This is a genomic window from Winslowiella iniecta (assembly GCF_001267535.1).
Classification (GTDB): domain Bacteria; phylum Pseudomonadota; class Gammaproteobacteria; order Enterobacterales; family Enterobacteriaceae; genus Erwinia; species Erwinia iniecta.
The window spans coordinates 32,260-47,669 of the sequence record NZ_JRXE01000034.1 but is presented as its reverse complement, the minus strand read 5'-3'; the positions used below and the strand labels follow the sequence as shown (position 1 = coordinate 47,669).

Sequence of the window (15,410 nt, the reverse complement as noted above, 5' to 3'; positions counted from 1 at the left end):
CGCCACCACGCCGGGAGCGAACGGCACGACCATCTCGGCCAGCGGCACGCTGATTGTTGCGATCAATAACCTGCCGGACGCCAGCCTGGATATACCGTTTACCGACGGCATACTGAATGGCGATGAGTCGCAGAGCGATCAAACCCTGAGTGGCAACACCGGTGTAACCGGGCCGGGGCAGAGCGTTATCGTGACTGTCGGCGGCAACGATTATCCGGCGCTGGTAAATAGTGACGGCAGCTGGAGCGTATTGATCCCATCAGATGTATTGCAGGCGTTACCGGACGGCAGCAGCAATATCGTGGTGGTAGTCAGCGATGCGGCGGGCAATACCAGTACGTCAACCACGCCAGTTACGGTAGATACTCTGGCTCCGGGCCTCAGCATTGAGCCGATCTCTGATGATGGCCTGATAAATGCCAGCGAGCAGAATCAACCGCTGACCATTGAAGGCAGCGCAGAGGCGGGAGCCACCGTAACGATTACCTTAAACGGCATCGATTATCCGGCTACCGTTGATAACAATGGTGACTGGAGAGTCAATATTCCGGCGGCAGTGCTGCAAGGGCTGGATGATGGCGACTACGCAGTGACGGCGACCGCCACCGATGTCGCCGGTAACAGCACGACGCAAACCAGCAGTGTTACGCTGATCACCGCAGATCCGACCTTTACACTGGCACCGGTTGCCGGTGATGGCATCCTTAACAGCGTCGAACAGGGACAGCCACTGACGCTGAATGGCACCGGTACGCCGGGCGACAGCGTCAGCGTCATGCTAAATGGTAAGAACTACACGGCTACCGTGGCGGGAAATGGCGCGTGGTCACTGGTTGTGCCGACCGGTGATCTGGCTGCGCTGGCTGACGGCAGCAGTTACACCGTTGCGGTGACCGTCACCGATGCGGCAGGCAATACGGCGACGCAGCAGAGTGCCCTGGCGGTGGATACTACCGCGCCGAACTTTACCCTTAATCCGGTGGCCGGTGACGGCATTCTTAATGCCAGCGAGCAGAGCGAGCCACTGCTGATTAGCGGCAGCGGCACTACCGGCGATAGCATCACCGTGACACTCAATGGGAAAGAGTATGCCGCAACCGTTGGGGCGAACGGTCAATGGTCAGTACAGATACCGCCGGATGATCTGGCGGCACTTAACGATGGCGACTACACCCTGAGTGTCGGCGTCAGCGATGCGGCGGGCAACACCAGCACGCAAACCACGCTGCTGACGGTGGATACCGCCGGGCCTTTACTGACGGTCGATCCGATTGCCGAAGACGGTGTGGTTAACGCCACTGAACAAGGGCAGCCGCTGGCGATCGGCGGCACCGCCAGCGCCGGAGACACGATTACCGTCACGCTGAATGGTCAGGAGTACACCACTACCGTCGGCAGTAATGGCGAGTGGAGTGTCAATATTCCGGCCTCAGCGCTGTTAGCACTCGATGATGGCGACTACCCATTCACCGTGACCGCCAGCAATGCCAGTGGTAACAGCACCACTGAAACCAGCACGCTGAGCGTGGATACCGCCGCGCCTGCCTTAAGCGTCGAGCCCATTTCTGGCGATGGCTATCTGAACAGCGCCGAGCAGGGCGAAACCCTGATGATAAATGGCAGCGGTGATGCTGGCGACAGTATTACGGTGACGCTGGACGGCGTAGATTATCCGGCGCTTGTTGGCAGCAACGGGCAATGGAGTGTGGATATTCCGCCTACCGCACTGGCCGGGCTGGCAGATGGCGATTATACCGTCAGTGTTACGGTCATCGATACGGTAGGGAATACTACCACCGTCACCCGTCCACTAACGGTCGCGGCCGATCCGGCCAATCAACCGACCATCAGTGTCGATCTGTTTACCGGCGACGGCGAATTGAATGGCGCTGAGCAGGGCGAAGATCAACGGCTTACCGGGACGACCAGTAATGTACAGGCCGGGCAAACCGTCATCGTCACGCTAAACGGTGTGGAATTTACCGGTCTGGTGCAGTCAGGTGGCGGCTGGAGCGTGCTGATCCCTTCATCGGCGTTTACCGGTTTGCAGAACAGTACGCAAACTTTTACCGTCACCGTCAGTGATGCGGCGGGGAATACCGCCAGCGCCAGCGAACAGTTTACCGTTGATAATAGTTTCAGCGCGCTGGCGATTGGCATTATCAGTGGTGACGACTACCTGAATGCCACCGAAGCACAGTCCGATCTGACCATCAGCGGCAGTTCGAATAATGTCGCTGCGGGCAGCATTGTCACCGTAACCTTTAATGGCGTGGAATACAGTGCGACCGTCGGTGCGGATGGCAAGTGGAGCGCCAATATTCCGGCGGCGGCACTGGCAAGTTTACCGGATGGTCAACAAGTCATTACCGCGACCACCACGGATATCAATGGCAATACGCTGAGCAGCGAAACCACGCTGAATGTGCTGATCAACGACCTGCCACAGCCAACGCTGGATACGCCATTCGGCGATGGTGTGCTGAGTGGTGATGAAGCTGATAATCCGCAAACCCTGACGGGTAGCACCGGGGTGGCAGGCAACGGGCAGAGCGTCACGGTAAATGTTGGCGGCGTGGATTATCCGGCTACCGTTGATGGTGACGGAAACTGGACGGTCACGGTGCCGTCAGCGGCATTACAGAATCTGCCGGACGGCAGCAGCAATGTGGTCGTCACGGTAAGCGATATTGCTGGCAACAGCAGCAATTTAATCACGCCGGTAACGATAGACACCACGCCACCGGATATTATGATTAACCCAATTTCGGGCGACGGGCTGATCAATGCCAGCGAGCAGAATCAACCGTTAACCGTCAGCGGTACAGCAGAAGCGGGCAGCACGGTAATTATTACGCTGAATGGCGTCGATTATCCGGCGACGGTGGCGGCCAACGGCAGCTGGAGTGCAACCCTGCCGGCGACGGCATTGCAGGCGCTGGGTGATGGTGTATACGATATCAGCGTCACGGCGACCGATGCCAACGGCAACAGCGACACGGCGCTCAGCCCGTTCACCCTCGATACCAGTGCGCCAGCCTTTACCCTCGGCACGCTGGCGGGTGATGGCATCCTGAATGCCAGTGAACAGCAACAACCCCTGGCGATTAACGGCAGCGGAACCGCCGGTGATAGCGTTAGCGTAACGCTTAATGGCACGGTCTACAGCACAATCGTCGGGCCAAATGGTCAATGGTCGGTCAGTGTACCGGCCGACGATCTGGCCACGCTGACTGACGGCAGTTATCCACTCAGCGTCACGGTCAGTGATGCTGCGGGCAACAGCACCACGCAGCAATCCAGCCTGGCGGTGGATATCAGCCCACCGGCTCTGGCGTTTAACACGCCATCCGGCGATGGCATTCTTAACAGCGCCGAACAGGGTCAGCCGCTGCTGTTAAGCGGTAGCGGCAGCGCGGGCGATAACGTGACCGTTACCCTGAATGGCAAAACGTATCAGGCAACAGTTGGTGTTAATGGCAACTGGTCGCTGGAAGTCCCGGCGGCGGATCTGGCGGCGCTGGATGAGGGCGCGAATCCGCTCAGCGTGACAGCACGCGATGCGGCGGGTAATACCACCACACTGCAAAGTAATCTGACGCTGGACAGCGGGCAGCCAACGCTGACGGTGGCCGTGGATATTTTTGCTGGCAACGGCATTGTCGATGACGCGGAATCGCGGGTTGATCAGCTGCTGACCGGTACGACTACTAATGTCGAGGCCGGGCAAATTGTGACGGTGACGCTGGCTGGCGTCAGCTACAGCGGCGTGGTGCAGAGCAGCGGTGCCTGGAACGTGACCATTCCGGCCGGGGCGATGGCCGGACTGAGTGATGGCAGCCAGAACCTGACGGTCAGCGTCAGTAACGTGGCGGGCAACAGTGTTGTTGTTAACGGCAATTACACCATCAACACCAGCGGCAGCAGCCTGGCCATTGAACCGATCAGTGGCGATGGCTATCTGAACGCCAGCGAACAGCTGGCGGCGCTCGAAATCGCTGGACAGACCAGTAATGTCCTGCCGGGTACGCTGGTGCAGGTCACGGTCAATGGCGTCAGTTATAACGCCACCGTCAGTGCCGACGGCAGCTGGACAGCGATTGTCCCTGCCGGAGCGCTGGCAGGCGTCGTCGATGGTCCGCTAAATATCAGTGCAACGGTCAATGATGCGGCCGGTAATCCGCTGACCGCGACCTCAATGCTCAATGTGCTGGCTAATCCGCAACTGGCGGTCAGCATTGATCCACCATTTGGTGACGGCTCGCTTAACACTGAGGATGTCGAAAATAATGGCATCCTGACCGGCAGCACAGGCGTCAGCGGCGATGGGCAGACGGTTAGCGTCAGTTTTGGCGGTAACGACTATACCGGCACGGTTGCCAGCGATGGCAGCTGGAGCGTCACTATTCCGGCGCCAGTGCTGGAAACGTTACCGCAGGGCAATACACCTTTTGTCGTCACAGTGGGCGATATTGCCGGGAATACCGCCAACGGCAGCGACAGTGTGCTGGTCGATACGCTGCCACCGCTATTGCAGGTTAATACGCTGTCCGGCGATGGCGTGCTGAATGCCAGCGAGCAGGGGCAGCCTTTGCCCGTCAGCGGCACCGGCGAAGCGGGAGCGGAAATTACCGTCAGCCTGAATGGTACTGATTACACCACCAACGTGGCCGCTAACGGTAGCTGGACGCTGACTATCCCCGCGGCGGATCTCGGCGAGCTGGTCGATGGCGACTATAACCTGACGGTTATCGCGACCGATGCCGCAGGTAACAGCACTCAGCAGAACAGCCCGCTGACGGTTAAAGCCGATGCCGATAATCTGCCGGTCATCAGTATTGATACCTTTGCCGGCAACAATATTGTTGATGGTGCCGAGCAGCAAACGGCTCAGACGCTGTCGGGCGTCGCCACAAATGTTGAAGCAGGTCAGACGGTCACCATTACGCTGGATGGCCAGATCTATACCGCGCAGGTGCAGCCAAGCGGTGCCTGGAGCGTGTTAATCCCATCCGCTGCGCTACAGGCGCTGGCTAACGGCACGGCCAGCTTTACCGTGGCGGTCAGTGATATCGCAGGCAATACCGCCAGCAACAGCCTTGATATTGAGGTTAACAGTGCGGCATCCGGGCTGGCGGTGGATACCCTGAGTGACGACGGCTATCTGAATGCGGCGGAAGCGGCGGAAGATCTGCTGATCAGCGGGACGTCGGAGAATGTTCCGCAGGGCAGCACCGTCACCATCAACTTCAACAATCAAACTTTCACTGCCGAAATTGGCGCCAATGGTGTCTGGAGCGTGCTGATCCCACCGGCCTCGCTGGCGGGCTTGCCGGATGGTCCGGCCATCATCAATGTCAGCGCAGTGGACGCGGCAGGCAATGCGGTCAGCAGCACGGCGACACTGAATGTGCTGGTTAATCAACTGCCGGATGCCACTATTCAGCCGCCGTTTGGTGATGGCGTGCTGAATGCGGCAGAAGCGGGCAGCGATCAGCCATTACGTGGCAGTACTGGCATCAGCGGAGACGGGCAAACGGTCAGCGTCACGATTGACGGTAACAGTTATAGCGGCACGGTGGATGGCGACGGCAACTGGACGGTAAATCTGCCGACGGCAGTATTACAGGCGCTGGCAGAAGGCGACAGCAGTGCACAGGTCACGGTGACCGATGCCGCTGGCAACAGCAGCACGATTGATGCGCCGTTTAGCGTGGATCGTGAAGCACCGGTGTTAATCATCGATACGATTGCCGGTGATGACCGGGTTAATGCGCTGGAGTCGGTCGCTGCGATTAGCGTTTCCGGCAGCACCAGTGCTGAGGAAGGGCAAGTTGTCACCATTACCCTAAACGGCCAGACGTATAACGCTATCGTGGATGCCAGTGGTGACTGGAGCGTTGATTTGCCAGCAGGCGCGTTGGCAGGTATTGCTAACGGCAGCTACACCCTGACCGCCACGGTCAGCGATGCGGCGGGCAATCCGGTAACCACAACCAGCGAAATTGAGGTCGAAACCGCCCCGCTGGTGCCGACACTGGATACCCCATTCACCGATGGCTATCTCAATATCGACGAAGCGGAAACGGTCCAGACGCTGACTGGCACCACCGGCGCAACCGGTGACGGTCAATCGGTGGTGGTCAGTCTTGATGGTAACGATTATACCGCCACGGTCGATGCCGACGGCAACTGGTCGCTGGAGCTGGATGCGGGCACGCTGCAAGGGCTGGCGAGCGGTAATCTGCCGATTGTGGTAACGGTGACCGATAATGCCGGAAACCAGGGTGTCGCTAACAGCAATGTCAGTGTCGATTTCGATGCGCCTACGCTGGATATCAATGATATTGCTGGCGATAACATTATTAATGCCGCTGAGGCATTACAGGTGGTCGCGGTCAGCGGTACCGCGTCGCTCAGTGAGGCAGGCCAGCAGATTACGGTGCTGTTTAACGGGCAAAGCTATCAAACCCTGGTACAGAATAACGGTAACTGGAGCGTTAATCTGCCAGTCAGCGCGCTACAGGGGCTGGCGGACGGTGACTATCCGGTCAGCGTCTCGCTGACCGATGTGGCAGGTAATACCACCACCGTGGAACAAACCCTGACCGTTGATGCCAGCGTCGCTAATCTGCCGACGCTAAGCATCAATGCGGTGTCCGATGATGACTATATTAATCAGGCCGAGTCGGGCGAAGCGCTGGAAATCAGCGGAACCAGCAGCAATCTGGAAGCGGGGCGCACGGTCAGTATTGTCCTGAACGGTCAAACCTATAGCGCAACCGTGGATGCCGACGGTAACTGGAGCGCTACTGTACCTGCCGCTGAGGTAGGCGCACTGGCAGACGGCGTGCAAACCATCACCGCCAGCGCCAGCGACAGTTCCGGCAACCCGGCGAGCAACACCCATACGGTAACGGTAATTGCCGATGCCGGATCACAGCCACTGCTAACGATTAACCCGGTCAGCGGTAATGATATCGTCAATGCCCAGGAAGCCAACAGCCCGCTGGTAATCAGCGGCAGCAGCCAGCGGATCCCCGATGGCGGCACGATCGTGGTCACGCTAAATGGCAATACCTATAATGCCACCGTCGATGCTAACGGCAGCTGGACCACCACTATTCCGGCGATCGATGTGCAGGATCTGGATCAGGGCAGCAATACTGTTACCGCTACCGGGCAGGATATTGCCGGTAACAGCGCCGATGCCAGCCACGACTTTATTGTCGACAGCGAAGCACCGCTGCTGGATATCGCGCTGGATGTCGGGCTGGACGGTATTCTCAATCTGGCTGAAGCGCTGGCCGGATTGTTGGTGAATGGTTCCACCGAAGCGGGATTAACCGTGACGGTGACGCTGAACAACACACAGTACAGCGCAATTGCCGATCTTAACGGCGACTGGAGCCTGAATATTCCGGCGGGAGATTTGTTGCTGCTGAATGATGGCACGCTAGAAGTAGGCGTATCAGTGACTGACTCTGCCGGTAACACCACCACTGAACTGGTCGAGCTGGATGTGGCGATCAATGCGCTGCCGCTGCTGACGATTAACACGCCGTTTATCGATGGCTTGTTAAACGCCAGCGAAGCTGCCGTCGGGCAGGTGCTCAGTGGCACCGCCACTAACCTCGCCGCCGGTACTGTGCTGGAGATTTCTGTCGGCGGCCTGACCTTTGACGGTCTGGTCGATGCTGATGGCAACTGGAGCGCCACGCTGCCAGCCGGTGCGCTGCAGGGGCTGCTCGACGGTCAGTTGCAGCTGGAAGTCAGCGCGCTGGATGCGGCGGGCAACCCGGCGGCAGTCACCACCACGGTTGATTTGCTGATTAATAACCTGCCGCTGGCCACCATCCTGCCACCGTTTGTTGATGGCGCACTGAACGCCGTTGAAGCCGGACTGAATCAGACGATTAACGGCACGACCGGTATCACCGGGCCGGGTCAGATCGTCACGCTGAACATCGACGGCGACCTGTTTAACACCACGGTGGATACCAACGGTAACTGGAGCGCGACACTGACGCCGGCGCAGTTGGCCGACCTGGGTAATGGTAATCATATTATCGAAGTGGTGGTAACTGACCGCGCGGGTAACAGTAACGAAGCGACACTCGACTTCAATGCGATTATCACCGGACTGCCGCAGCCGGTTCTGATGACGCCGTTTGTTGATGGCATTCTTAATGCGGCAGAAGCGGCCATCGGCGGAACACTGGATGGCAGCAGCGGAATTACCGGTGAGCAGACCGTTATCGTCAACATAAATGGCAGCGCGTTTCAGGCCAGCGTGGATGAAGCCACCGGCGTGTGGTCGCTGGATCTGCCTGCCAGTCTGCTGCAAGCGCTGCCGGACGGCAACTGGCCAATCAGCGTATCGGTGACCGACAGCGTCGGTAACGTTGGCAGCGTATCGGATACGGTATTGGTGGCGATTAACAACCTCCCACAACCGACGCTCAATCTGCCATTTGGCGATGGCGCACTAAACATTGCTGAAGCAGCAGCAGGTCAGCTGTTAAGCGGTAAAACCGGTATTACGGGTATTGATCAGAATGTCACGGTGGAGATTTCCGGCTTTAACGGTGACAACCCGCTGCTCGCCACGGTCGATATCAACGGCAACTGGTCACTTAATCTGACCCCGATCCAGCTGGCAACGCTGGCTGATGGTCCGCATACCCTTACCGTTACCGCCACCGATGTGGCGTTAAACAGTGCAACGATTAGCCAGCAGGTGATTTCAGCTCTGACACTACCGGATCCGATGATCGATGTCCCGTTTATCGACGGTATCCTGAATATCGCGGAAGCGGGCACAAGCCTTACTCTGACCGGCAGTACCGGTGTTGAGGGGCTGAATCAGGGTGTTCAACTGAAAATTGATGTTAACGGCCTCACCTACACCGGTATCGTTGATGCTGACGGTAACTGGGCGGTGGATATTCCGGCAGGTGCACTCAGCGGCCTGACTGACGGCACCCACAGCATTAATGTCACCGTCACAGACGGTGCCGGTAACAGCAACACGCAGAGCCTGGACTTTACCGCCGCGCTGACGCTGCCGCTGCCGACGCTGGCGCTGCCATTTGATGATGGTTTCCTGAATGCCGCCGAGCTGATGGCAGGCGGGACGCTGACCGGCACGACCGGCGTAACCGGAGCGGGCCAACAGGTGACGGTGACGCTTGCCGGAATTAACTATGACGCGACAGTGGATAATGCCGGTAACTGGACGCTCGATCTCGCCAGTGAAGTCCTGGACGGGCTGGCGCAGGGCAACACGAATCTGGCGGTTGAGGTGACCGATATTGCTGGCAACTCGGCCAATATTACCAGCAGTTTTGTGGTGGATACGCTGGCACCCGCTATCTCGATTACGCCATTCACCGGCGATAATACGCTGACCTATCTGGAAAGTCTGACCACGCAAACGCTTAGCGGCACCACCAGCGGTGCGACAACCGGCTCCATCGTCACGGTAAGCATGGGTACTGCCACTCTGACGGGCGTGGTGCAGGCGAATGGCAACTGGACGGTGAATGTCACCCCGGTAGCGATGGAGCAACTGGGTACCACCAGCGGTGTGATTGGCGTAACGGTCAGCGATGCCGCCGGTAACATCGGTAACGCCTCCATCACCGTCGCGGTCAACCTTACGCCGCCGCCAGTGGCACTGGTTACTCTGACCCCGGTTAACGGCGACAATATTATTAATGCCGCTGATGGCGTTGGTGCAGTAACGCTTAATGGTACTTACGCCAATCTCGGTCTGCTGGGGGGAACGGTCAGCGTAACGGTAAACGGAATTCCCGTCGGCACGATGCCGGTAATCGGTGATGACGGCAACTGGAGCATTAGTGTACCGAATGGCATCTTTATTGATGGTAATGCCACCGTCGCGGTTACCGCCATCGGCATCGGCGGCACCGCATCCACCACCTCGACAGTGCTGGTGGATCGCGGCATACCGACGCTGACGATTAATGCCTTTGCCACGGATGATGTGCTGAATGGCAGCGAGACGGCGGTCAGTCAGGCCATCAGCGGCAGCGCTTCGCTCAGTGAAACCGGTCGCACGGTGAATGTGATCCTTAACGGTAAAAACTACAGCGCGGTGGTGCAGGCCAATGGTAACTGGTCAGCCCTGGTTCCGGTGGCCGATTTGCAGGCACTCGGCCAGGGCGTGCAGACCATTTCGGCTAGCCTCAGCGATGCTGCTGGCAATACCGGTACTGCCACTCATCTGATTGAGGTTGATACGGTCGCGCCGCTGCTACAGATCGATGCCTTGCTCGGCGATAACATCCTTAACGCGCTGGATATTCTGTTAACGCAGACCCTGACCGGTCGCGCGCCGGGCGCAGAAGGCGAAACCATTGGCCTTTACCTCGGGGATGGCAATCCGCTTGCTACCGGTATCGTTAATCCGGATGGCACCTTTAGTCTCGATCTGACGCCTGAAGTATTGGGCAGCCTGACCGAAGGCCCACTGGTATTTGGCGTGCGGGTCAGTGATGAAGCCGGTAACCGTACCGAAGCCACCCTGACCGTAAATAAAGTGGTGAACAGCGCGCTGAACCTGGTGGTGGATTCTGTTTTCGGCGATGGTTTCCTGAATGCCGCCGATACGCTGATCGGCCAGACCATCAGCGGTGTGGCGACCTCTGCGGGTATGGGTGCCATAGTGGAATTAACCCTCGGCGGCACCACGCTTAGCGCTGCGGTCGGTCAGGATGGTAAATGGGCGATTGTGGTACCGCCTAATCTGTTGCAGCTACTGGGTGACGGCGATATCGATCTGGATCTGACCCTGACCGATGCCGCGGGTAACAGCCGTACCGTCACCGAAACCGTGACGGCGATTGTTAATAACCTGCCGGTGATTGGCGATCTGACCGGGCTGTTTGGCGGCGACAATCTGCTGAATGTGGTGGAATCAACGCTGGAGCAAACCATCGGCGGCGTGATTAATGCCGCCAGCGGTTCAGTTGTGACCGTTACGCTCGGCAGTAAATCGTACCAGAGTACCGTCAATGCACTCGGCGAGTGGGGCGTCACTATTCCGCCGCTCGATCTCGGGGCATTACTCGACGGCACCCTGTCGCTGGGTGTTAGCGTGGTGGATCCGGCGGGAAATACCGCCGCCAGCTCGGTGGATGTCGGCATCTTTAATACGCAACCGAGCATCAGCCTCAGCCCAATCTTTGGCGACGGTATCCTGAATGTGATCGACTTGCTGACCGGACAAACCATCAGCGGGGTAGTTAATAACGTTGCCGCTGGCAGCATCGTCACGCTGAGTATTGGCAGCAGTACCGTCACCGCCACTGTCGGTCAGAACGGCGCGTTCAGTGCCAGTGTCGCACCGAATATTCTCGGCACCTTACTCGACGGCAATCTGACGGTGGGAGCCAGCGTGACCGATGTGGCAGGCAATACCGCCTCAACCAGCGCCGGACTGTTAGTCGACGTAACGGCACCAACGGTTACGCTAACGCCGCTGTTTGGCGATGGTCTGCTGAACGCCGCGGATGCGCTGCTCACTCAGCTGATTGGCGGTACGGTTAACGGCGCTGAGCCGGGATCAAAAGTGGTGGTGAATATTGCCGGACAAGAGTTTGTCACCAGTACGGCCGCCAACGGCAGCTTTGGTATCTCGCTCTCTCCGGCCATTCTGCAAGGTTTGCTGGATGGTAATCTGACGGTTGGCGTCACCGTGACCGACAGCGCAGGCAACACCGGTGGCGCCAGCGCCAGCGCGCTAGTAGGTATCCATAATCTGCCGGTGATTACCCTTAATCCGCTGTTTGGCGATGGCGTGCTAAATCTGCTGGAGTCGCTGGTCACCCAGACGATTAGCGGAACCATCGCTAATGTGACTGCGGGTTCCACCGTCCGGGTCAATATCGGTAATTCAACGGTTACTGCCACGGTCGGTAACAACGGGCAGTTCAGTGCACAGGTGACGCCGGATATTCTCGGCACCTTACTGAACGGCAATCTCACCGTTGGCGTCTCGGTAACGGATGTGGTCGGGAACACCACCAGCGTCAGCGCGGGCGTGCAGGTCGGTATCAGTAATCCACCAACCCTGACGCTGAATTCGGTGTTTGGTGATGGGGTGCTGAGTGCGGCCGATCTGGTCTCCGCGCAGACCATCAGCGGCAGCAGTACCAATCTTGCCACGGGATCGACAGTTAACGTTACGCTTGCCGGTCACAGCTACAGTACGCAGGTCACCAGCAACGGTAACTGGACCCTGAGCGTGCCGAAAACCGACCTCGCGACACTGGCCAACGGTACGCTGACGGTCAGCGCCTCAGCAACCGATGCTTATGGCAATGTCGCCAGCAAAACCGGCGCGGTCAGCGTAATCGCCAATACGCCACCGACCGTCAGCGTCAGCACGGTATTTGGCGATGGCTTACTGAATGCCGCCGATGCATTAAGTGCTCAGACCATCACCGGAACGTCCACTAATGCCGAAGGTTCCACCATCAGTGTCAGTGTCGGCAATCAGAACTTTACCGGCATCGTGGGTGCCAGCGGTAGCTGGAGCGTTTCGGTCCCGTCCGCCAGCTTGCTGGCGCTGGCCGATGGCACGCAGACCGTCACCGCCAGCGTGACCAACGCCGCGGGTAACAGCGGAAGCGGCACCGGCAGCGCCATTGTCGGTACGCATACCCTGCCAGGCGTGGCGATCGGCTCGATTTTTGGCGGCGACGGTTATCTGAATCTGGCCGAGGCTTCAACCTCGGAAAGCATCAGTGGCACCTCGACCAATGCGGTTGGCAGCCAGGTCTCGGTGGATGTAGCGGGCACGGTGTATACCACTACCGTGGCGGCCAACGGTAGCTGGAGCGTTAACGTCCCATCTTCCGTTCTGCGCAGCATTGCCGACGGTAGCCACACCATTATGGTCACCCTGACCGACACGGTAGGGAATACCGCCGTAGCCGGTAACAGCTTTACCGCGAAGACCCATGCGCTGCCGGTGATTGGTGTTGATCCGGTACTCAGCCTGCTCAGTGTGTTGATCACCGGTCTGACCATCAGTGGTGGCACGCTAAATCTGGCGCAGGGCACTCGCCTGAACGTCACGCTGAACGGTTCCACCTTGCAAGCAACTACCGATGCGCTGGGTCGTTACAGCGTGAAATTTCCCGGCGGGCTGTTAACCGCATTGAGTCTCAGTTCGATTGTCACGGTAACGGCGGTGGATGTTGCCGGGAACCCGGCCGCCACCAGCAACACCTTGCTGCTCGGCTCATTGTTGCCGGTGGCCGCGGTCGCCTCAGAGTCGGCATCACTGTTCGCCATGGACATGGATGACGCCAGGCAAGCCGATACCCACTCGCTGGCGGTAACCCACGATGAGAAGGCCAGTGAGGAGATCGGCACTGCAACCGCTGCCAGCAGTGCGACCAGCGCGGCGGATATTACCACCACCGGCAGCGCAGTGGCTGAGGAGGGCAGTTACACCATCGGCGGGGTAGTGATTACGCGGGCAGATGGCAGCACGCAGCAAGGTGCGTCGGTCACCGGCAGCGCTGGCGACGATACGGTTGTGGTTACGGATCTGAACTTCGACCATATCGACGGCGGGCAGGGCATCGATACGCTGGTATTAAACGGCGAACATCTGGATCTCGACCTCAGCACACTGGGGCTGAAAATCGGCAATATCGAGGTGCTGGATCTCGGCCAATCGGGTACCAACAGCGTCAGGCTCGATTTGCAGCAGGCGTTAGCCCTTACCGATTCGCCACAGGACGATCTGCTGATCAAAGGTGCCGATGGTAGCCAGGTCACGCTAAGTAATACCGATGGCGGCGTCTGGGCCACGGTCGGACAGCGCACGGTAGACGGGCAGATCTTTGATGTCTACCACAACTCGGCGCTGGTCAGTGACAACAATCTCGGTGATGTACTGGTGCAGCACAATCTGCAGGTGCATGTCGTTTAATCCGGTCACGCAATGGGTCAGGGTCACGCATGGCGTGACCCTTTTTCTCTCCCGCTGAAGATTAACCATTTGGTGTTAACAATGAAGAGAGTGTTAGTGACATGGTGCCTGGGCGCGTATTGCAGCGTCGCTGGTTATCCAGCCCAGGCGGCGGAAGAAGCCAGGGCGGAATTTAACTGGCGTGCTGCGCCCAGCGAAGAGCAGATCGCCACGCTGACCCTGCGCGAGGCGATTTTGCGCGCGTTTGCCCGCAATCCCAAAATAGCCGAAGCTGCGGCGCAAATTCATGTTGGTGAAGCGGAACTGGACGCGGCGAAAAGTGCCTGGTATCCGCAGATATCATTGCAGGCCAGCGGCGGCCGTTCCGGTCAGACTGATACGGATGGCAGCAGCAATAACAATGCTTCCGGCGGGCTAACCCTTAGCCAGTTGTTATATGACTTCGGGCGCACCGGCGGTGCCATCGACGAGCAACATGCGCTGTCCGATGCTTATCGCTACAGCCTGTACGACACCATGACCCGCGTGGCGCAGGACACCTTGCGGGCCTATCTGGAAGTGAAGCGCTATCAGGCATTAACTCTGGCGGCGCGGGCCAATATCGACTCGCTGGAGCATGTCCGGGAGATGGCTAAGATGCGTGCTGATGCCGGATTAAGTTCCCAGTCTGATGTGTTACAGGCGCAGACCCGACTTGCCGGAATGCGCGCCACGCTGGAGCAGTATCGCGCCCAGCAGCGTTCTGCTCAGGCACAGCTGACGGTGCTGACCGGAGTGGTGTCGGATAACTTGCCGGAACTGCCGCAAAGCCTGCTGCAACAGCAGGTGACGCTAAACAAAATCGCCTACGAAAAAAGCGCCGCGGTACGTAGTGCGCAGGCCAAACAAGAGGCCGCGCGCGAACGCGTGCGTCAGGCGCAATCCAATCACTGGCCGACCCTCAAAGTCGAGGCGGGCCGTACCCGCTATGAAAACGACAACCGCGCTTACTGGGACGATCAGCTGCAACTGCGTGTTCAGGCGCCGCTGTATCAGGGCGGGCTGGTCAATGCCAGAACCCGCTCGGCAGAAGGCGAGCGTGAAGCGGCGCTGGCGGACATTCAGCAGTCAAAACTGGATATCAATCAACGCGCGTCTGCCGCTTACGCCGACATGATTGGCGCGCAGCAGCGTCAGCAGGCGGGAGAAGATCAGCTGGCCAGCGCTGACCACACCCGGTCGGTCTATGCCGATGAATACAAACTGAATAAACGCAGCCTGAACGATCTGCTCAGCGTTGAACAGGATGTTTTCCAGGCCGACAGCATGCGCACCGTGGCGCTGTATGACGGCTGGGATGCCACGGTGCGCTATGCCTCGGCGGTCGATAATCTGCTCGACATCATGGGTATCGACCGCGAAGCCAACAGCGGACAAACCTTGCCTTCACTGTAAGCGT

Annotated in this window: 2 protein-coding genes; both read left to right on the top strand. The window is 58.6% G+C overall.

The genetic code is table 11. The annotated features are described in order from the left end of the window. A partial coding sequence (locus NG42_RS19485; protein ID WP_053116376.1) for an Ig-like domain-containing protein occupies positions 1-13,972 on the top strand: 13,972 nt, incomplete at its 5' end. A gap of 81 nt (positions 13,973-14,053) precedes the next feature. Then, complete coding sequence (locus NG42_RS19480; protein ID WP_052902331.1) at positions 14,054-15,406, top strand: TolC family outer membrane protein; 1,353 nt, start codon at positions 14,054-14,056, stop codon at positions 15,404-15,406. Positions 15,407-15,410: the final 4 nt, after the last annotated feature.